17 protein-coding genes, 2 tRNA genes, 2 rRNA genes and 1 riboswitch are annotated in these 20141 nt (G+C 47.2%); of the genes, 18 read left to right on the forward strand and 3 right to left on the reverse strand.

Going from position 1 to position 20141, the window contains the following annotated elements:
- The 8 genes from NO352_RS00020 to NO352_RS00055 all read left to right on the forward strand — a co-directional run.
- Positions 1-2534 (forward strand): 23S ribosomal RNA (locus tag NO352_RS00020); the annotation flags it as partial.
- 144 nt (positions 2535-2678) lie between these two features.
- Positions 2679-2795, forward strand: a 5S ribosomal RNA gene (gene rrf / locus NO352_RS00025).
- Positions 2796-3636: 841 nt separating this feature from the next.
- Entirely contained in the window at positions 3637-4620 is a 984-nt protein-coding gene (locus tag NO352_RS00030) for a hypothetical protein (protein ID WP_289354654.1), read from the forward strand.
- A gap of 37 nt (positions 4621-4657) precedes the next feature.
- A complete protein-coding gene (locus NO352_RS00035; protein ID WP_289354655.1) occupies positions 4658-5515 on the forward strand; it encodes a hypothetical protein in 858 nt (285 codons plus the stop codon).
- 258 nt (positions 5516-5773) lie between these two features.
- Positions 5774-7099 carry an ABC transporter substrate-binding protein gene (locus NO352_RS00040; RefSeq protein WP_268620148.1) on the forward strand — a complete coding sequence of 442 codons (1326 nt, stop codon included), beginning with the start codon at positions 5774-5776 and terminating at the stop codon, positions 7097-7099.
- Positions 7100-7113: 14 nt separating this feature from the next.
- On the forward strand, positions 7114-8508 hold the full coding sequence (locus NO352_RS00045) for an ABC transporter substrate-binding protein (protein WP_268620147.1): 1395 nt from the start codon (positions 7114-7116) through the stop codon (positions 8506-8508).
- Positions 8509-8593: 85 nt separating this feature from the next.
- Complete coding sequence (locus tag NO352_RS00050) at positions 8594-9574, forward strand: hypothetical protein (protein ID WP_268620146.1); 981 nt, start codon at positions 8594-8596, stop codon at positions 9572-9574.
- 194 nt (positions 9575-9768) lie between these two features.
- Positions 9769-10776 (forward strand): hypothetical protein, encoded by a 1008-nt coding sequence (locus NO352_RS00055; RefSeq protein ID WP_289354656.1) that lies wholly within the window; start codon positions 9769-9771, stop codon positions 10774-10776.
- Positions 10777-10843: 67 nt separating this feature from the next.
- Here the strand turns inward: NO352_RS00055 and NO352_RS00060 are convergent.
- Both NO352_RS00060 and NO352_RS00065 read right to left on the reverse strand, forming a co-directional pair.
- A tRNA-Leu gene (locus NO352_RS00060) sits at positions 10844-10925 on the reverse strand.
- A gap of 8 nt (positions 10926-10933) precedes the next feature.
- Positions 10934-11009, reverse strand: a tRNA-His gene (locus NO352_RS00065).
- 274 nt (positions 11010-11283) lie between these two features.
- Between NO352_RS00065 and NO352_RS00070 the strand changes: the two genes are divergently transcribed.
- Positions 11284-12240, forward strand: coding sequence for a transglycosylase domain-containing protein (locus tag NO352_RS00070; RefSeq protein ID WP_289354657.1), 957 nt, complete (start codon positions 11284-11286; stop codon positions 12238-12240).
- 196 nt (positions 12241-12436) lie between these two features.
- Positions 12437-13495: a matrixin family metalloprotease gene (locus tag NO352_RS00075; RefSeq protein ID WP_268600564.1), complete on the forward strand. Its 1059-nt coding sequence runs from the start codon at positions 12437-12439 to the stop codon at positions 13493-13495.
- Positions 13496-13526: 31 nt separating this feature from the next.
- Here NO352_RS00075 and NO352_RS00080 read toward each other — a convergent pair whose 3' ends face one another.
- Positions 13527-13910 (reverse strand): hypothetical protein, encoded by a 384-nt coding sequence (locus NO352_RS00080; protein ID WP_268600563.1) that lies wholly within the window; start codon positions 13908-13910, stop codon positions 13527-13529.
- Positions 13911-14043: 133 nt separating this feature from the next.
- On the opposite strand from NO352_RS00080, the gene NO352_RS00085 reads away from it, so the two are divergent.
- From NO352_RS00085 to purS, 8 genes are all read left to right on the forward strand, one after another.
- Complete coding sequence (locus NO352_RS00085) at positions 14044-14325, forward strand: DUF1294 domain-containing protein (RefSeq protein WP_005543132.1); 282 nt, start codon at positions 14044-14046, stop codon at positions 14323-14325.
- Positions 14326-14372: 47 nt separating this feature from the next.
- Positions 14373-14807 (forward strand): universal stress protein, encoded by a 435-nt coding sequence (locus tag NO352_RS00090; protein WP_005543131.1) that lies wholly within the window; start codon positions 14373-14375, stop codon positions 14805-14807.
- Positions 14808-15122: 315 nt separating this feature from the next.
- A riboswitch (purine riboswitch) is annotated at positions 15123-15223 on the forward strand.
- Positions 15209-15391, forward strand: coding sequence for a hypothetical protein (locus NO352_RS00095; protein WP_268620142.1), 183 nt, complete (start codon positions 15209-15211; stop codon positions 15389-15391). (Overlaps the previous riboswitch by 15 nt.)
- Positions 15392-15441: 50 nt before the next feature.
- Positions 15442-15957 carry a 5-(carboxyamino)imidazole ribonucleotide mutase gene (purE, locus tag NO352_RS00100; RefSeq protein WP_268620141.1) on the forward strand — a complete coding sequence of 172 codons (516 nt, stop codon included), beginning with the start codon at positions 15442-15444 and terminating at the stop codon, positions 15955-15957.
- Complete coding sequence (gene purK, locus NO352_RS00105; protein ID WP_289354658.1) at positions 15954-17171, forward strand: 5-(carboxyamino)imidazole ribonucleotide synthase; 1218 nt, start codon at positions 15954-15956, stop codon at positions 17169-17171. Before purE ends, purK begins: the two co-directional genes overlap by 4 nt.
- Positions 17164-18462: an adenylosuccinate lyase gene (gene purB / locus NO352_RS00110; protein ID WP_005543124.1), complete on the forward strand. Its 1299-nt coding sequence runs from the start codon at positions 17164-17166 to the stop codon at positions 18460-18462. The genes purK and purB overlap by 8 nt, the downstream gene beginning before the upstream one ends.
- A gap of 254 nt (positions 18463-18716) precedes the next feature.
- Positions 18717-19844: a phosphoribosylaminoimidazolesuccinocarboxamide synthase gene (locus NO352_RS00115; RefSeq protein WP_289354770.1), complete on the forward strand. Its 1128-nt coding sequence runs from the start codon at positions 18717-18719 to the stop codon at positions 19842-19844.
- A 51-nt stretch (positions 19845-19895) separates the two neighbouring features.
- Complete coding sequence (purS, locus tag NO352_RS00120; protein ID WP_005543122.1) at positions 19896-20138, forward strand: phosphoribosylformylglycinamidine synthase subunit PurS; 243 nt, start codon at positions 19896-19898, stop codon at positions 20136-20138.
- Positions 20139-20141: the final 3 nt, after the last annotated feature.

Here is a 20141-nt window from a genome sequence, read left to right on the forward strand (position 1 = left end):
TAAATGCCCTCCGAGACGGATCCCGAGTACCGCGGGACACGTGAAACCCCGTGGGAATCTGGCAGGACCATCTGCTAAGGCTAAATACTCCCTGGTGACCGATAGTGAAGCAGTACCGTGAGGGAAAGGTGAAAAGCACCCCGGAAGGGGAGTGAAATAGAACCTGAAACCGTGTGCTTACAAGAAGTCAGAGCCCTATTTATGGGTGATGGCGTGCCTTTTGTAGAATGAACCGGCGAGTTACGTTTGCGTGCAAGGTTAAGGTGAAGAGCTGGAGCCGAAGCGAAAGCGAGTCTGAATAGGGCGAATAAGTACGTAGGCGTAGACCCGAAACCGTGTGATCTACCCCTGTCCAGGGTGAAGGTGCGGTAACACGCACTGGAGGCCCGAACCCACGCACGTTGAAAAGTGCGGGGATGAGGTGGGGGTAGCGGAGAAATTCCAATCGAACTCGGAGATAGCTGGTTCTCCCCGAAATAGCTTTAGGGCTAGCCTCGGAGTAAAGAGTCATGGAGGTAGAGCACTGATTGGATGCGGGGCCCGCCAAGGGTTACCAAGTTCAGTCAAACTCCGAATGCCATCGACTTATATCCGGGAGTCAGACAGTGGGTGCTAAGGTCCATTGTCAAGAGGGAAACAGCCCAGACCATCAGCTAAGGCCCCTAAATGTATGTTAAGTGGGAAAGGATGTGGAGTTGCCCAGACAACCAGGATGTTGGCTTAGAAGCAGCCATCATTTAAAGAGTGCGTAATAGCTCACTGGTCGAGTGACTCTGCGCCGAAAATGTAACGGGGCTAAACATACTGCCGAAGCTATGGATTGATACTATGTATCAGTGGTAGGGGAGCGTTGTGTACCGGGTTGAAGGTAGACCGAGAGGACTGCTGGACTGTACACAAGTGAGAATGCCGGTATGAGTAACGAAAAGACATGTGAGAATCATGTCCGCCGAAAACCTAAGGGTTCCTGAGGAAGGCTCGTCCACTCAGGGTAAGTCGGGACCTAAGGCGAGGCCGAAAGGCGTAGTCGAAGGACAACAGGTTGAAATTCCTGTACCACCGTAACCGTTATGAGCAATGGGGGGACGCAGAAGGATAGGGACGCGAGCTGATGGATGCTCGTCCAAGCAGTGAGGCTGATGTGTAGGCAAATCCGCACATCGTAAGGCTAGGCTGTGATGGGGAGGGAAAATTACAGTACCGAAGGTCTTGATTTCATGCTGCCAAGAAAAGCCTCTAGCCAGGTGAAGGTGCCCGTACCGCAAACCGACACAGGTAGGTGAGAAGAGAATTCTAAGGCGCGCGGAAGAACTCTCGTTAAGGAACTCGGCAAAATGACCCCGTAACTTCGGGAGAAGGGGTGCCTCGGTAGGGTGAATAGCCCGAGGGGGCCGCAGTGAAAAGGCCCAAGCGACTGTTTAGCAAAAACACAGGTCTGTGCGAAGCCGCAAGGCGAAGTATACGGGCTGACGCCTGCCCGGTGCTGGAAGGTTAAGGGGAGTGGTTAGCCGCAAGGCGAAGCTATGAACCGAAGCCCCAGTAAACGGCGGCCGTAACTATAACGGTCCTAAGGTAGCGAAATTCCTTGTCAGGTAAATTCTGACCCGCACGAATGGCGTAACGACTTGGGCGCTGTCTCAACGAGAGATCCGGTGAAATTTTAATACCTGTGAAGATGCAGGTTACCCGCGACAAGACGGAAAGACCCCATGGAGCTTTACTACAGCTTGATATTGGACTTTGGTACGGACTGTACAGGATAGGTGGGAGCCTGAGAAGCCTGAGCGCCAGCTTAGGTGGAGGCGCCGTTGGGATACCACCCTGTTCGTATCGGAGTTCTAACCTAGGACCGTAATCCGGTTCGGGGACAGTGTCAGGTGGGTAGTTTGACTGGGGCGGTCGCCTCCTAAAGAGTAACGGAGGCGCCCCAAGGTTCCCTCAGAATGGTTGGAAATCATTCGAAGAGTGCAAAGGCATAAGGGAGCTTGACTGCGAGACCTACAAGTCGAGCAGGGACGAAAGTCGGGCTTAGTGATCCGGTGGTTCCGCATGGAAGGGCCATCGCTCAACGGATAAAAGCTACCCTGGGGATAACAGGCTTATCTCCCCCAAGAGTCCACATCGACGGGGAGGTTTGGCACCTCGATGTCGGCTCATCGCATCCTGGGGCTGAAGTAGGTCCCAAGGGTTGGGCTGTTCGCCCATTAAAGCGGTACGCGAGCTGGGTTCAGAACGTCGTGAGACAGTTCGGTCCCTATCTGTCGCGGGCGTAGGAAATTTGAGAGGAGCTGTCCTTAGTACGAGAGGACCGGGATGGACGCACCGCTGGTGTACCAGTTGTTCCGCCAGGAGCATAGCTGGGTAGCTATGTGCGGAAGGGATAAGCGCTGAAAGCATCTAAGCGTGAAGCCCCCCTCAAGATGAGATTTCCCAATTAGTAAGACCCCTTGAAGACGACGAGGTAGATAGGTTGGAGGTGGAAGCACAGCAATGTGTGGAGCTGACCAATACTAATCGGTCGAGGGCTTATCCTAATTAGCCCCCAAAAAGTGACGTGAAGCGTTGCAGCAACACCGAATACTTTTCGGGGAGCCCCGGATGAAAATCTTAACACGAACTTTCGCATTCAGTTTTCAAGGTATGACCTTGAACTTTATATTGGCACTAAGCCAATGCTGTTTGGTGGCGATGGCGGAGGGGTTCCACACGTACCCATCCCGAACACGACCGTTAAGCCCTCCAGCGCCGATGGTACTTGGACCGCAGGGTCCCGGGAGAGTAGGACGTCGCCAAGCAATAAGAATAACCCACTAACTATTTTAGTTGGTGGGTTATTTGTTGTCCACAGCTTATCCACAACAATGAATAGGTATAATGTTGCAGAGATATGCACAGAGGGATAACTTTTTAAAGTGTATAATTTCTTATAAATAAGCTCTTCCATCCACATTTTCTGTTGAAAACGTGTTCATAACATAGGATAAGTCTGAGATATAATTTGATAATTCGCAAAATAACGAAGTTATTCACAGTGCAGCAAGGATTTACTTATCCACAGCGTTGATAAGTAGCAAAGATAATTGAATCGTATAGCATTTATTCATTGAGATTCAGTGCCTCATACAATATAGGCAAGCTAAAAACCATCTACAACTTATACACTCCAAGTCATAATTCTGTTCCTCACTTGTTTATATTCATCCATTAAAAGTTATGAAATCCTAATATTGATGTTTATATTTGCTTATGGAAATGAAGTTGTTTGTAAGCGTATTCCCTTACACATATTTCGATTACAAATGAAGCACTCGCTTTTGCAGAAGGAATTCCAAGAGAAATTGAATGCAGAACGGATGAGGGAAAATACTTAAACATTCATAGTTATGGATGAAATAAAAAGAGTTATCGAATTGCGTTATACAATTCGATAACTTTTTTTTGTGTGCGGGTAGAGAAGGAATATATAACAACAAATATCAGTTCCCAACTTGCATTCTGGCATAACTGAGTTGGTCGTTCGCATTTCATTTCTGATTTTATTCTTAAATTATATTCAGATCATGTTAAGTTGAATCTTATTTATTCAATGTTAGCATAAATATAGAACCCATATATTCATACATAGGAGGAAATAAAATGAACATGAAAAAAGTAATTCTAGCGTCTATGATCGTATCCAGTGTGTTAGTTGCCGTTGCAGGCCCGATTCCTGCAGGAGCCGAAGCTGCGCAAGAGCAGAAGCAAACGGACAATAAGAAGATTCAAATCGACCAGAAGCTGGCCGCCAAGCTGCAAAAAGCAATCAAAGTATATACAGGGGAAGAGATCAAGCTGAAGAAAGTCGGCGAGAAGATAGAATTATCTCCGAGTGCAAAGGTTGAATCCGTAGACGGAAAATACGCTATCCGTTTTAACATTGAAGGCGGTAAAATATGGGGGATTGATGAAAAGGTTACAATCGAAAAAATCAGTAAAGAGGATCAGGGGGTAATCTTGAAAGTGTTAAAAAAAGCATATGAAAATAAATCATATGCCTTTAATAAAGAAGTGATCATGCATCGAGGATATGATGGTGAAAAAGAAAAATTAGGTGTGAATTTATCGTATACGTTGACAGGGAAAGACTTTGATGTTTCCTTTTTAAAGGAAAATTCCACTAAAGAGCTAACAGGTACTGTTGGTGGTTTTAAGATACAGTTTACCAAGGAAGAGCTTGATCCGAAACTCCTGGAAACGGCAGCAAAAGCGACAAAAACGGCATTCAATCATGATTTTGAAGTTAAAGACGCTAAACTAATAAATGGTTTTAGATGGATACTTGAGGATAAGGATGCATTGATTGAAATTGAGAGGGGAGAGCTCACAAACGTATTTCATAAAACGCGCAAAGCGGTAACGACTAACAAAAAAATGACGGAAAAAGAGGCTAAAGACGTGGTTGCTCCGCTTGCCAAGGAATTATTCAATATGGACATTACCGGATTAGAAGTGAAGTGGGGCAGCTCATTTGAAAATTACTACTTCATTAAAGACAAAAAACCGGTTCTGAGGGCAGCACTGGACGCCGATAAGAACGTAGTGTCCATAATAGCAGGTGTCGGAGCATTATACGGATTCTGAATAAGACAGGTTTGAATATAAAAGAGTTATTGAATTCATGACGAAATTTGATAACTCTTTACTTTTGGATATTGACATTTCGTTTTTGATTTTATTATTAAATGAATACATAGGAGAAAATAAAATGAATATGAAAAAAGCAATTCTAGCAACTATGATCGTTGTCGTTCGCTTCGATTATAAAAAAGGTGCAGTATCGGGGGTAAACGGAACGATTCCACTCGATAAAATCAGTAAAGCGGCTCAGGAGAAGATCCTGAAAGCGCTGAAAGGAGCATACGCGAAGAAAACATACGTTCTTGATAAAGAAGTAGTTCTGCGTCGCCTTTACGATGGTAAAAATGAAAAACTAAAAGATGATTATTTTTCGTATCAGTTGACAGGGAAGGACTTTGAAGCAAATTGGGAAGTATGGGGTAAGGCGGAATTTGTGAGTAGAGTTGTAATAAAGCTTGCCAAGGAGGATATTGATTCGAAATCGTTGGAAATGGCAGCAAAAGCGATAAAAACGGCATTTGATCATGATTTTGAAATAACAAATGCCCAACTTCATTCTAATGGGGACAAGGTTCAAATGTTATTACTTAAGGATAACGATGTATCGCTTGAGATAGACAAAAAAAACGGAAAGGTTCTGAATGTGTATCATCATACAAGGAAACAGGTAACGACCGACCAAGAGGTTACGGAAAAAGATGCAAAGGAAGTGATCGATCCGCTTGCCAAGGAATTATTTAATATCGATATTTCGGGATATGAAGTGAAGTGGGACAACCTGTTTAAAGATTATTACTTTGTTAAAGACAAAAAAACGGTATTGAAAGCAGCGTTGGATGCTGATAAGAAACCGGTGTACATCATATCGAGCGGCTCAAGGTTAATAGTTGGAAATTAGACGTTGTCGCACTAAAAACAGTGCTCCAATGAAAGCCGCTGCTGGAAGAGCTGCGAGCCGTTATCGATAACTAGAAGTCAGTGAACGAAGCGGTAGCCGCGCAGGAGATACAGGGGCAAGAGGTACTCATAAAAGCTTACGGAGATCTGAGAAAAAGCCATAAAAGATGCTTCGTAAGCTTTTTACCCTTGAGTTTTCAACTAAAAGAATTACAGGGGTCATTGCAAACTGAGCTTGAACAAAGAGGGAGCTAGAAATATGTATAGCAGATGGAAACTTGCGATTCTGCTTCTGACGATCGTTTCCTTAATGAGCGGCTGCTTTGGCAAGAAGGAAGTGCTGGAGCCTTTGCAGCCAAGCAAAATCAAGGTGATCTATCAGGATGAGGAAGCCTTTTACCACGACTACGGAAAGTATTTTCATATGAAATATCCGCAGATTGAGGTCGAGGTTATCCCCGAGAGTCAGGTGCTTCTAAATCTCGGGAAAACGATTCGTGCAGAGGATTGGGATGCGGAAATAAAGAAGCTGTTGGAGAACTCCGGCGCGGACGTAATAAAGCTGGGTGATGCGAAAACGTTTCAATCATTTGCTGAAGCTGGCAGATTATACGAGTTGGAAGAAATGATCCGGCAGGACGACTATGATATGAAGGGCTTTTTGCCAGGGCTGATCGACAGAATCAAAAGCTTAGGCAACGGCAAGCTATATGGGCTTGCTCCTTATGTGGATAGGGAAGTTTTGTACTATAACGCAGCGTTGTTCAAGGAGCATCAAATCGAACCGCCGAAGAACAATATGACCTGGCAGGAAATGTTTGATTTGTCAGCGAGATTTGCCAATATCGGAAGCGGAGACAATAAGGTGTACGGGTTCTATGAATGGTATGGGAATATAGGAGCCATTTTGTACAAAATTGCCGATTCCTCCGGATTGAAGCTGCTCGACCCGAAGGGAGAGAAGGTGCTTCTGAACTCAGATGGCTGGAAAAAAGCAATCAAGCAGGTAACGGATGCTGTACGCAGCAAATCTGTATTTTTGCATCCTGAAGGCCAAATTTACTCTCAAAAACTTAGAGATCAAACTGCTATGACGATAGGTAGCGCTTACAAAACTCGGGAGCTTGTATTAACCAAGCAAGATTGGGATGTAGTTACGGCTCCGGTAGATCCTACGATGGATTCTTCATCCATTAGCTTTGCTCCCATCTATGCAATTGCGGCCGACTCAGCCAACAAGCGGGCAGCCTGGGAATTCGTCAAATTCGTGAATGGCGCGGAGATGGCGCAGGCCCGTTCGCGAACACTGGAAGGCAAGCTTCCTTCACGTAACGGTTATATGAAGGATATCAAGGGCAGAAGTACGGATGCATTTTATATGCCGAAGATCAGGCAGGAGAGCAGCCTTTATGAAAGTCTTCCATTCGAGTTCTTCAGGTTATTTTATAAACCGCTTCGTGAGGAGCTGTTAGCCGTCGTCGCGAACGAGAAATCAGTTGATGAAGCAACTGCCGCGTTGGAGGTAAAAGCGCAGGAACTGCTCTTGAAAGCGCGAGAATCTGCAAACAAGGATGAGGGAAAATAGGGAGAGTGTAGTACGTGTTGAAGAATGGGAAGACCGTCATTATGCTGCTGACGATCATGTCTCTCTTAAGCGGCTGCTTCGGAGAACGGTCAGAGCTTGCGCCATTAAAGGATGGCAAGGGGAAGATCAGGGTCGTCTATCAAGATGAAGATCGATTTTATAGTGACTACGGGAACTTCTTTAAGATGATGAATCCCGACATCGATATTGAGGTTATCAGTGAAGCAGAATTGTTCGACGAAGCCGAAAAAAACGAGGCATTCAATTTGACTGATGAAAAGAAAAAGCTGCTCGATAAAGTTAAGCCGGATGTGCTGTTTTTGAATGAAAGCATGTTCGAAGCCTTTGCTCAAGAAGGAAGGTTGTATGACATAGAGCCGGCCATCAACCAGGATCAATACAAGTTGGACGGATTTATGCCTGGTCTTATCGACAGGCTGCGGGCAAAAGGGAATGGGAAGCTGTACGGGCTTACTCCTTCCTTCGAAACGAATGTCATCTATTATAATAGCAACTTGTTCAAGAAGCATCAAATCGAGCCGCCAAACGGGAAAATGACATGGAAGGAGCTCCTTGATTTAGCAGAGAGATTTTCGAGCGTCGATTCGGGAAAAAAGCAAGTGTACGGATTGTATCAGACGAGAGGGGCAGCAAGTTTGATGTACGATATCGCCGCAGCATCGGCACTTAAACTGGTTGATGCGAAATCAGGCAAGCTGTTGATAGATTCAGATGGTTGGAAGGAAGCAATAAAGATGGCGACGAATTCCGTCCGCAATAAAGCGGCCTATGCTCCTCCCCCGTTGGAGGAGGGCGAGCAACTCGAAGGATACGAATATACCGGAGATTTGAAACAGTATAGCCGATCGAACGAATTGTTCTACATGGGCCAAGCGGCAATGACGATTCAGGCGCCGTGGTTTGCTTTCTTCTTGCGGGATATTACATATTACTCGAAGACACCGGAGATCGACTGGGGCATCGCAGCCGCACCGGTTAATCCTGCAAAGCCTGATGAATCGGCTTACGTGAAATTGTCGGAGATCTATGCCATATCTGCGGATTCTCCGAGCAAGCGGGCAGCTTGGGAATTCGTCAAATTCGTGAATGGACCGGAAATGGCGCAGGTTGCTGGGAAGGCAGTATACGCTAAGCTGCCTACGCGATCAGACAACTTCAAGGATTTTAGAGGGCGGGAAACGGATGCTTTTTACCTCCTGAAGCCAATGCAAGCTAGCAGTGTGTCAGATAAAAAAAGCATTCCACCGGGTTTCCAAGCTGAATTCGATTCGTTATTGTCGAATGCGCTGAAATCATTAATTGACAAAGAGAAAACGCTGGACGATGCAGTTGCCGATCTTCAGATCAAGGGGCAAGAAATGTTAGAGCGATTGCGGGAAACCAAGTAGGGGCAATAAGCGAATTAAGTTGAATCTAATTGTCAATGTAAGCATGAAGAGAGTACTCATATATTAATAAGTGGGAGGATATAAAATGAATCTAAAAAAAGCATTTCTAGCGTCTATGATCGTATCCAGTATGTTGGTTGCCGTGGCAGGCCCGATTCCAGCAGGGGCTGAGGCTGCGCAAGAACAGAAGCAAACGGATAACAAGAAGGTTCAAATCGATCAGAAGCTGGCCGCCAAGCTGCAAAAAGCTATCAAAGTATATGCGGGGAAAGAGATCAAGCTGAAAAATTTCGGCGAGAAGATAGAATTATCTATGAGTGCAAAGGTTGAATCCGTAGACGGAAAATATGCTGTTCGCTTTAATGTTGAAAGTGGTGGTATATGGCAGGTTGATGAAAAGGTCACAATCGATACAATCAGTAAAGAGGATCAGGAGAAGATCTTGAAAGTGTTAAAAAAAGCATATGCAAATAAAAATTATGTTTTCAATAAAGAAGTGATCATGATGCGAGACTATGATGGTAAAAAAGAAAAGCTAGGTGTGCCTTTGTCGTATCAGTTGACAGGGAAAGACTTCGAGGTATATTTCTTCAAAGAGAATACTCCTAAAATGCCAAAAAATGAAGTTAGTGCATTTACAATAAAGTTCACCAAGGAAGAGCTCGATCCGAAGTTGTTGGAAACGGCAATCGGAGCAATAAAAACGGTATTCAATCATGATTTGGAAGTTACATCCGCTAATCTAAGACGCTTTACATGGACACTTGAAGATAAGGACGTATCGCTTGAAATGGAGGAGGGAAAGGTCACTAACGTATTTCATAAAACACGTAAAGCGGTAACGACTAACAAGGGTATTACGGAAAAGGATGCAAAAGAATCGGTTGCTCCGCTTGCCAAGGAATTATTCAATATGGACATTTCGGATTTAGAAGTAAAGTGGGACAGCACCTTTAAAAATTACTACTTCATTAAAGACAAACAACCCGTATTGAGAGTAGCACTTGACGCTAATAAGAACATAGTGTTCTTAACATCAGGTGTCAGAGCGTTAAGTGGGTTCTGAATAGGGCAGGTTTGAATATGAAAGAGTTGTTGAATTGCATAGCGCAATTTGATAACTCTTTTAAATTTGGATATTCGCATTTAGTTTTTGATTTTTTTCTTAAATTATATTCATAGAAAGTTAAGTAAAATATTGGGATTTACGTGTTAGTATAGAAGGAAATATCCATACAATCATACATAGGAGGAAATAAAATGAATATAAAAAAAGCAATTCTAGCATCTATGATCGTATCCAGTATGTTCGTTACACTTGCGGGTCCGGCCTTTGCAGGAGCCGAAGCAGCAGGAGGAAAGAAGCAAGAACAAGCATCAAGCAACAGTGTTCAATTTGATAAAAAGGTTGCTGCCAATCTGCAAAAGGCCGTGAATCAATTTGCAGGGAAAGAAATAAAGTTGAAGTTCGAGAATGCCTTTAAACATCCATTTGATCTGGCGACGGTTCCTTCGGCAGACGAATTATACGAAGTAAATTTTAAACCAGGTACAGGGGAACTGATCAATATTAAGGGGATTCAATCTCTTGATAAAGTGAGCAAGGATGATCAAAAGGAACTGCTGAACAAGTTGAAAGGGATGTACGCCAAGAAAGCCTATGCATTTCATAAAGAGGTTCAAATCACTCAGAGTTATGACAAGGGGAAGGTTTACAGTACCCTTTATTTGCTAGAGGGAAAAGACTTCGTGATTTCTTGGATAAAATATCCACAGGAGCAATCAAAGAATAAAAATTATATTGGTGCAGCCGTTATCCAGGTAGACAAGAACGAGCTAGAACCGAAATTACTTAAAACGGCAGCGGATGCAGTGAAAACAGCTTTAGATCAGGAATTTGAGGTAAAGAAAGCCGAGCTTGGTTATTATGGTGGCATCAAAGTCACCAAAAATGATACGTGGAAGCTCAAAGGTGATCATATTACTCTGGCTGTTGAAGCAAAAACAGGAAAGATAGAGTATGTATATGACGTTGCGCGAAAACAAGCAGACAAGGCAGTAACAGAAAAAGAAGTGAAAGAAATAGCTGCGCCGATTGCCAAAAAATTGTTCCATATGGACATTCAGGGACTTGAAGTGAAATGGGATAAATCAGCACGTGATTTCCGTTTCGTTCAAAATAAAGAGACAAAAATGTCAGTTGCATTGGATGACGATAAAAACGTAGTGTACATGTTTTCCGGGTTGAGAATGCTTATGGAAAAATGAAGTGAATGTGTATAAAAAAAGAGTTATCAAATCGCTTAACGCAATTTGATAACTCTTTTTTGTCGTATACCGATGGCCGGACTCGAACCGGCAAGCCTCTCGGCACCGCATTTTGAGTGCGGCGTGTCTGCCAATTCCACCACATCGGCAAATGATATGGGGCGATCGAAGGGAATCGAACCCTCGAGTGTCGGAGCCACAATCCGATGCGTTAACCACTTCGCCACGACCGCCATATTATTTGCTCAACAGAACCTTAATTTAGCATACATTCATATCATTTTGCAACAAGAAAAATATACCAACAACATTTCTCGTAACTCGTTCGTCTTCTATTTCATAGATAAGGCGTTTTCTGTTTTACTTTCACTCTTTTCTTTCATCATTGTAAGCTGGCTGCAAGTCAATTCGATGTCATGGCATGCGGTCAACGTATACACTGTACGTAAGGGTTGTGTTTCAAATCTGAAAATAGCTCTTACATATAAGAAGGGGAGGCGGTTACGAATGAAAAAACAAAGAAAAGGACATCTGGTTCACGCATCGGTATTTATGCCTCTTCCTGCTCAGGAGACAACTGCACATCGCAAGGTACCGAATGTGATGCAAGATAAGCCTCATATTCATTTTCCTAATAAGAAAGAATCCACTATGCTGCATGAACAATCTGAGACAATCGCACAACCTGCCCATACGCCACAGGGAATGAAGTGGAAGCGTTGGGTCATATATAGCTTGCTCGTTGCAATTCTTACTCCGATTATCGGATGGGTTGGAATGGCGGCAACAGGCACAGTATGGATCGATCAAGGCAAGCTCACCACGTTCCGTGAGCAAATTGCATTGGAAGCAACAACGGCCAATGGACAGCGCATGGTTCAGCTCGACCATATGGCCCCCTTTATTCCGCAAGAGCTAATGGCCATTGAGGATCATCGCTTCAAGCTGCATCCTGGCATCGATCCGATTGGACTGGCACGGTCGGTTTGGATTAATGTGACGAAGCAGCAGAAGGCACAGGGAGGCAGCACGATTTCGATGCAGTTGGCGCGCAACCTATTCTTAACGCATGATAAGACATTTTCCCGCAAAATGAAGGAGATGACGATAGCAGCCAATCTGGAGTTGAATTATAGCAAGCAAGAGATTCTAGAAATGTACTTGAATAAAGTATATTTCGGACATGGACAATACGGGATCGAGAATGCAGCACGTTATTATTTCGGCAAAACAACCCGAGTGAATGGTGACCTCCCTACGATTAACAAGGCAGAAGCAGCCATTCTCGTTGGATTACTCAAGGCACCGGAGCGCTATTCCCCAGCGAAGAATATGAAGCTGGCTCTCCAGCGGCAGTATGTTGTATTGAAGCGCATGACGGATCTCGGCTGGATGACAGAGGCAGAGCGTCAAGCAGCGCTGAAGTCTCCAATTGGAATCGTAGATCACACGAATAAGAAATAACCGAACATAAGAAAGAGACACACAGGATCAAGCTTAGTAGGGTTACGGTCGGTGTGTCTTTTTTGCTGCACGAAAAATATAGGATGAAATGAAATATTGATCGGTAAAGGCATATATATATTAATCGGATTGCATGAAAATGATTTGCAGCTTAGAAAGTGAATTGCTTTCTAAATCAGATGCGGGAGGATTGGAAATGAAAAAGAGATTTGCAAAGGCAGCTTTTTCTTTAACCCTCATTTTTGCATTTGCTGGAACTGTACATGCAGCAACGCCGGAAAACCCATGGAAGTTTAATTCAAATCATATTCAGTATTACAACGATGGATCGAATTCGTTTTACGAGGGGATCTGGAACACGGGCGCCAGTCGATGGAATGGGACGGGAAGCGTATCGATGGGAAAAGGAACGAAATTTGATTTTCGGACAGGGAATAAAAAGGTTTCGCCAACGAAAGACAATGATTGGGACGGCATTTGCTATACGACATACGCCAATGGAATTGCCACAAAAACGCGCGCTTGGGTGAATGAGTATTACACGAGCCAAACTCGATACACGTCATCGATCGTTGAGGGGATTGCGACGCATGAATTAGGTCATGCATTAGGGCTGGCACATAATGATAATGAGTCCTCTGTAATGAGATCCAATACCTTCTGGTCTGACGGTTCGCTTGCGAGAACGAATACATCGCCGACCTCTGCCGATAAAGAAACGATTAAAAAGAAGTATGGGGAGATGAAAGCATTGTCCCAAGCCAATCCTTTCATTCCTGTTGTTCATTTCGACGTGAGCTGGGCCTATGGGTATAAAAGTTACGAAGCATTAGCCAGCGATGCGGATCTGATTGTCGAGGGGCAAATTGTTCAAGCGAATGACGTGAAGAAAGCTGCAAATAGCGCACCAGAAACGTATCGAACGGTATCAGTCGTTCAAGTATCGAATGTATTAAAAGGGGACGCCGCTATCAAAAACACGTTCATTCATGTAACCCAAATGGGCGGAAGCGACGGGGAAGCCATTGTTGTTTCCGATGATACAACTCCTTTGCAATACGGTGATGAGTCGATCCTATTTTTGAAAATAAATACGGATGGTACGTATCGTGTTGTAAATGAGAATACTTCTATTTTCCTGAAAGTTTCAGCGCAGAATTTGCAGGAGGGCAACGAAAACGTGCCTGCTGTCTATCAAAATCAAAAAAGCAAGGTACTCATCAGTAAGGATGAACTGTTGAAAAAAATGAACTAAGGCGCTGGAGATGCGGCCATTGTCCGAATGGCTATATTTTTTTACGGTAGGCCTTCTTGAATTCATCTTTTTCGGTTTCTACTGCAATGGCTTCATTCTCGCTCGTGCCTTTCATTTTGTACAGCTTGGTACCTACTGGGTAGTAATTCGAGAAGCTATTTCCTTTCACTGCCTCCTCTTTATCCGAGGAATGTTCGATTTCTCCAAGCAATTCATCCACCTTGTCGACTTTCTCGTCGCTGCCTACATAAATGAGATGATTGAAAAAAATCATACGGCTGTACGGCCAACTCATAGAAGAGGCTTCCATTGGAGTGTCAGGAGGCTTTTTGGATGTATGCTGCTGCACAGTCTGACAGGCGGTAACGAAAAAGATACTGCAGGCAATTGTAAATAGAATGATGCATTTGCGCATACGGCTGACTCACTCCTTTCGTACATACAGACGAAGTGCCTATTTGATATGTTGCGTCATACAGATGATTGGCAGCGGACTTTTGGATTGCCCCCATTGTATAATAGGGACAGGAGGGAGGCAGTAACATAGGATGAAGGACTGGACTTGGATCGTATTCATTTACTTGCTTATTATAAATGTGATCGGATATCAAATGATGGTTGTGGATAAGCAGCGGGCACAGAAGCATCGACGCCGCATTCCAGAGCGCAAGCTGTTCCTAGCGGCTTGGCTCGGCGGTGCGTTAGGGGTGTTGACCGCCATGTACAACAAGCGCCATAAGACGCAGCATGTTACCTTTACGGCAGGCGTACCGTTTATTTTGCTGGTAAATATTTTTGTTTTCGGTTTTATTTTGGTTCGATTTGGTTAAATAATAAGCACAGCATTAGTACATTATGGGGAAGCGTGGTGGGATTTATGAAATTTCAACGCATTCTTGTTGCATATGATGGATCGGAGCCGGCTCGCAAGGCATTGCAGCACGCGATTGGGCTTGCAGAGGCGAATGAGGAGTCTCAAGTACGTGTCGTGCATGTATTTCAGTTCCCGCAATACTTTGTGGGTTCGGCCTATGCAACGGCTTCAGCAGAAACGAATGAAGAACTGTACGAATATGCGGAGCGATTGCAGAAGGAAGCAGAGGGCAAGGTTGCGTCGCTTGGCGACCGAGCCGGGGTTATTCTGCAGCAAGGCCCTCCAGGCCAAGCGATCATCGACGAGGCGGATGAGTTCAATGCGGATCTCGTCATTATCGGCAGCCGCGGTCTTAGCGGGTTGAAGGAGTTTGTGCTTGGCAGCGTGAGTCATCATGTCGTGCAGCACGCCAAGGTGCCTGTACTGGTTATTAAATAATAATGGATAGTTATAATGCGATGCTGATCGTTATGGTTGACCGTAATCGTTGCGATAGAGAAGAAATTGTGGCTTACGATAAGCAAATCATTATGAGAACGTAAAGGGATAAGCCAACAGCAGGGATGGCCTGTTGTTGGCTTATTTGTATGTGAGGGGAAAGAGGGCGAAATGTTCGCCAAATCCGAATATTTAACGTGGTTAACAATAAAATCTTCGTCTAAATACGAACGTTTATTAAATAATTTATTAAAATATTCGCATTTAATTGTTGACACGCCATGTTAAGCCTTGTTAAACTGGAGGCACAAGAAGGATAAACCGAATATTGTTGCTCGTATAATTCCGGGAATATGGCCGGAAGTTTCTACCCAAGAACCGTAAATTTTTGGACTACGAGAATGACGAACAGGCAGAAGACTGTTCTCGCTGCCGCACGCCACCGGAAGGTGACGGTTGTGGTGGTGAACATTCGATTCCTGCCGAAGCGGGAGTGTTCCGCTTGTTTGCTCATTTCTCATAGCATGTCGATGATGCGTTCGGGGGAGAAGCCTGAACGTTTTTTTATGTTCATGCCGCTATAGCGGTGCATCAAGACAGATTGGTTGGACATTGTCGAAAGCGGGTGATTGCGATGGCGAACGCAGCGAGCCAGGGGCAGGGCTGTGTGCCGGTAGTAGGCGTCATTATGGGAAGCAAGTCCGATTGGGATACGATGAAGAAGGCGTGCGAGATATTGGAGGAGATGGGCGTTGCCTATGAGAAAAAGGTGGTGTCCGCTCATCGCACGCCAGACGAGATGTTCCGCTATGCTGAGACGGCAGAGGCGAGAGGAGTCCGCGTCATCATTGCCGGAGCGGGAGGCGCGGCGCACCTGCCGGGCATGGTAGCGGCGAAGACGGTGCTGCCGGTTATCGGTGTGCCGGTGAAGTCGTCGCATCTGAATGGGATGGACTCGCTTTTGTCCATCGTACAGATGCCGGCGGGCGTACCCGTGGCGACCGTCGCCATTGGACCGGCGGGTGCGTCGAACGCCGGGCTGCTGGCCGTGCAGATGCTTGGCATGCACGATGAGGCATTGCGCGCGCGTGTTGCGGCGCGCAGGGAAGCGATTCGGCAGCAGGTGCAGGACACGGGGGCGCTCGAATGAGCGCGCCTGTGAACGGCCGCACGCTGCCGCAGGAGCGCCCGAGCCGTGCGGACGCACCGGTGCTTGTCCCCGGTGCGACGATCGGCGTGCTGGGCGGCGGCCAATTGGGCCGCATGCTGGCGCTTGAGGGCGTGCGCCTAGGCTACCGCTTCACAGCGCTTGATCCGGCGCAGGACGCGCCGTGCGGAGCCGCCGCCGATATGATAACGGCTGCTTACGACGATGCGGCTGCCGCGCATGAGCTAGGCAAGCGTTCGGATGTCATTACGTACGAGTTCGAAAATGTATCGGCTGAAATTGTGGAACGCTTGGAACAGGAAGCGTATGTGCCGCAGGGCAGTCATTTGCTGCGGATTACACAGCACCGCTTGCGGGAGAAAGAAGCGCTCGCGGCAGCGAATGTGCCGGTGGCGCCGTATGCAGCCATCGGATCGGCAGCCGAAATTCAGGAGAGGCTGGAAGCGTTCGGCGGCGCAGGCGTGCTGAAGACCGCGACCGGCGGTTATGACGGCAAGGGTCAGCGCATCATTCGTCACCCGGATGAGGCGAAGGAGGCGTATCAAGCGCTGTCCGCACTTACGCCAGAGCTCGTTCTGGAGGAGTTCATCCCGTTCGAGCTGGAGCTGTCCGTCATCGCGGCGCGCAGCCCGCGCGGCGAGATCGCCGTCTTCCCGGTAGCGGAGAACATTCATCGGCATCACATTTTGCACATGTCCATCGTACCGGCTCGCATTACGCAGCACGTACAGGAAGAGGCAGAGCGTCTTGCACGCCGCATTGCGGAATCGCTCGATGTCGTCGGGCTTATCGCTGTGGAGATGTTCCTGACCGCCGACGGGCGTTTGCTCGTCAATGAGCTTGCTCCGCGACCACACAATTCGGGTCACTATACGATGGATGCCTGCCGCACTTCGCAGTTCGAGCTGCATCTTCGGGCCATATGCAATCTGCCCCTTGGCAGCACAGAGCTCCACACCCCTGTTATTATGGTCAACTTGCTCGGCGAAGACGCTGTGGACATGGTACAATGGTTCCGTGCTGACGATCCGGCAGCCAGCCGCCTTGGCGTGACGCCAAAGCTGCACTGGTACGGCAAGTCGGAAGCGAAGGCGAAGCGCAAGATGGGGCATATTAACATACTAGGGCCGGACATCGCTGCTGCGCTCGAATGGATGAATTTAACGGACTTGTGGAGGAATGCGAACGATGATTGAACGGTATTCGCGCCCGGAGATGCGGGCGATTTGGACGGAAGAGAATAAATTTAAGGCTTGGCTTGAGGTGGAACTGTGCGCGTGTGAGGCATGGGCTGATCTTGGTGTCATCCCGCACGAAGACGTAAAGAAGCTCCGCGAGCATGCAAGCTTCGATATCGAACGGATTTATGAAATTGAAGCAGAAACGCGCCATGACGTTATTGCCTTTACTCGCGCGGTATCCGAAACGCTCGGCGAAGAGCGAAAATGGGTTCACTACGGCTTAACGTCGACAGATGTCGTGGATACCGCGCTCGGGTATTTGATGAAGCAGGCGAATGAGATTATTGAGCGCGACTTGCTGAATTTCATTGAGATTTTGAAAAATAAAGCACTTGAATATAAAGATACGCCAATGATGGGACGTACGCACGGCGTGCATGCCGAGCCGACAACGTTCGGCCTGAAGATGGCCCTCTGGTATGCGGAAATGCTCCGCAACCTGGAGCGGTTCCGTCACGCGGCGGACGGCGTTGAGTTCGGCAAAATGTCCGGTGCGGTTGGAACGTATGCGAATATCGATCCATCCGTAGAGAAATTCGTATGCGCGAAGCTCGGTACGAAGCCAGCGCCGATTTCGACGCAAACGCTGCAGCGTGACCGTCATGCCGAGTACATGGCATCGCTTGCGCTTATCGCGACATCGCTTGATAAGTTTGCTACCGAAATTCGCGCCCTGCAAAAGAGTGAGTTCCGCGAGGTTGAGGAAGCCTTCGCAAAAGGCCAAAAGGGCTCGTCGGCGATGCCGCATAAGCGCAATCCGATCGGCTGCGAAAATATTTCCGGCTTGTCCCGCGTAATGCGCGGGTACATGCTGACCGCTTATGAGGATGTGCCGCTCTGGCATGAGCGCGATATTTCACACAGCTCGGTAGAACGCATCATTTTACCGGATGCGACGATGCTGATGAACTATATGCTGAACCGCTTCATGAACATTGTGAAGAATTTGACGGTGTTCCCAGAGAATATGAAGCGCAATATGCAGCGCACCTTCGACGTTCCGTTCTCCGGCCGCGTGATGACGAAGCTGATCGACAAGGGCTGGGCGCGTGAACAGGCTTATGACACGGTGCAGCCTCGTGCGATGCAGGCATGGGAAGAGCAGCGCAGCTTCCGCGACATTATCGAGAACACGCCGGAAATTACGGCCGTGCTGAGTGCAGAGGAGATCGCGGATGCGTTCAACCCTGCATGGCATTTGAAAAATGTGGATACGATTTTCCGCCAAGTCGGCTTGCTTGATTAAGGTTATTGCATAACCCTATGCATCCCCCTGAGATGATGCGTAGGATGCTCCCGTAGGCTGTCCCTCTGACAGCCGCATGCGGGCGGTCTCTTCCTTCCCTCCACCCACGATCGGAAGAGACCGCTGCAGCGGGTGCGAAAATATGGGAGGGTTCCTTTAGAGGTTGTTCAATGTATCTGCTGTTTAAGGCGAGCGGATTGATTTGGACACGCGCTTTTGACTACATGGGCGTTATGCCGAAAGGAGCACAGGAGATGTCTTCAAACATTCAATATGCGACTGCAGCAGACATCGTTCCGCTGCCACTTCTCCATCGTGGAAAAGTGCGCGAACTGTATGAGCTGGACCCAGACCATTTGCTGATTGTTGTATCGGATCGGATTTCTGCATTCGATGCCGTGTTGAAGCCGGAGGTGCCCGGCAAAGGAAAGGTACTGAACAAGCTGAGCCAATTTTGGTTCGAGCAGACGAAGCACCTGATCGCGAATCATGTTGTATCGCTTGATGAGGTAGGTTTGCAGTCTGTTCAGGCGAAGCATTTGGAGCAGTGCCAATCCGGAGCGCTTTATCCCGAAGTTGTGCACAGCGGCACTGAATCGCTACAGGCTATGCACCAGAGCTCACACCAAGACCCACACCCGGATTTACATTGCGAACATGCGCTGCGCCAAGGCGAAGTTCAGGATTTGGCAGAAGAGCGGCAAGCTTGCCGCGATAGCCGAGATATGTATCTCGAACCTCAGGATTTATCCGCAATTTTACGTTCCCTACAAGATCGAATGACTATTGCTCGCCGAGCAAAGCGCATTGACTTTGAATGCGTCGTTAGAGGCTATATTACCGGCGGCGGCTGGCGGCAGTATACTGCCCATCAAGCTGTCAACGGAATTGAGCTGCCTGCAGGCCTTCGCATGAATGAGAAGCTGCCGGAGCCGATATTTACACCGTCCCGCAAGCATGATGAGGGACACGACGAAGATGTGCCGTTCGCGGTCATGTGCGAGGATCTCGGCACAGATCTCGCGGAGAAGCTGCGCCGGATCAGCATCGAGCTGTACATGTATGCGGCAGAACTGTGCGCATCCAAGGGCATTTTGCTCGCCGATTGCAAATTTGAATTCGGAATGATCGACGAAGAGCTCGTAATTATAGATGAGCTGTTCACGCCAGACTCCTCACGGTTCTGGTCAGCGGATCAGTACGTGCTGGATCGCGATATCGACAGCTTGGACAAAGAACCCGTACGCCGTTATTTGGCTGCGAGCGGGTGGGATAAATGCGGAACGCCGCCAGTGCTTCCGTCAGAGGTTGTGGAGGCGACGCGCAGCCGCTATGTCGAACTGTTTGAGCGTATTACGGAGCAACAATGGACCGAAGCATAAACATTTGATTCTGATTACAGACCAGTATGGACGAATGAGGGGGAAATAGGGATGAAGGTGAAGGTATTCGTAACGACTAAGGCAGGCGTGTTGGATCCGCAGGGAGCTGCTGTGGAGCAAGCGGTGCACACGATGGGGTACAGCAGTGTGGAGCAGGTGCGCATAGGCAAATATATGGAGTTCAACATTATCGCGGATAATCGTGAGCAGGCTGCGGCGCAAGTGGAGCAAATGTGCGAGAAGCTGCTGGCGAATCCAGTCGTTGAAGACTATCGGTACGAGTTGGAGGAATAGGCG

Source organism: Paenibacillus sp. S-12 (assembly GCF_030363895.1).
Taxonomy (GTDB): domain Bacteria; phylum Bacillota; class Bacilli; order Paenibacillales; family Paenibacillaceae; genus Paenibacillus_B; species Paenibacillus_B alvei.

Excerpts from the sequence above, each read along its gene's own strand:
- NO352_RS00070 (WP_289354657.1), top strand. The coding sequence starts at position 11,284 with ATGAAAAAACAAAGAAAAGGACATCTGGTTCACGCATCGGTATTTATG.
- NO352_RS00115 (WP_289354770.1), top strand. The coding sequence starts at position 18,717 with ATGTCTTCAAACATTCAATATGCGACTGCAGCAGACATCGTTCCGCTG.
- NO352_RS00090 (WP_005543131.1), top strand. The coding sequence starts at position 14,373 with ATGAAATTTCAACGCATTCTTGTTGCATATGATGGATCGGAGCCGGCT.
- purE (WP_268620141.1), top strand. The coding sequence starts at position 15,442 with ATGGCGAACGCAGCGAGCCAGGGGCAGGGCTGTGTGCCGGTAGTAGGC.
- NO352_RS00080 (WP_268600563.1), bottom strand. The coding sequence starts at position 13,910 with ATGCGCAAATGCATCATTCTATTTACAATTGCCTGCAGTATCTTTTTC.
- purS (WP_005543122.1), top strand. The coding sequence starts at position 19,896 with ATGAAGGTGAAGGTATTCGTAACGACTAAGGCAGGCGTGTTGGATCCG.
- NO352_RS00085 (WP_005543132.1), top strand. The coding sequence starts at position 14,044 with ATGAAGGACTGGACTTGGATCGTATTCATTTACTTGCTTATTATAAAT.
- NO352_RS00075 (WP_268600564.1), top strand. The coding sequence starts at position 12,437 with ATGAAAAAGAGATTTGCAAAGGCAGCTTTTTCTTTAACCCTCATTTTT.
- NO352_RS00040 (WP_268620148.1), top strand. The coding sequence starts at position 5,774 with ATGTATAGCAGATGGAAACTTGCGATTCTGCTTCTGACGATCGTTTCC.
- NO352_RS00035 (WP_289354655.1), top strand. The coding sequence starts at position 4,658 with ATGACGAAATTTGATAACTCTTTACTTTTGGATATTGACATTTCGTTT.
- NO352_RS00050 (WP_268620146.1), top strand. The coding sequence starts at position 8,594 with ATGAATCTAAAAAAAGCATTTCTAGCGTCTATGATCGTATCCAGTATG.
- purB (WP_005543124.1), top strand. The coding sequence starts at position 17,164 with ATGATTGAACGGTATTCGCGCCCGGAGATGCGGGCGATTTGGACGGAA.
- NO352_RS00030 (WP_289354654.1), top strand. The coding sequence starts at position 3,637 with ATGAACATGAAAAAAGTAATTCTAGCGTCTATGATCGTATCCAGTGTG.
- NO352_RS00095 (WP_268620142.1), top strand. The coding sequence starts at position 15,209 with ATGACGAACAGGCAGAAGACTGTTCTCGCTGCCGCACGCCACCGGAAG.
- purK (WP_289354658.1), top strand. The coding sequence starts at position 15,954 with ATGAGCGCGCCTGTGAACGGCCGCACGCTGCCGCAGGAGCGCCCGAGC.
- NO352_RS00055 (WP_289354656.1), top strand. The coding sequence starts at position 9,769 with ATGAATATAAAAAAAGCAATTCTAGCATCTATGATCGTATCCAGTATG.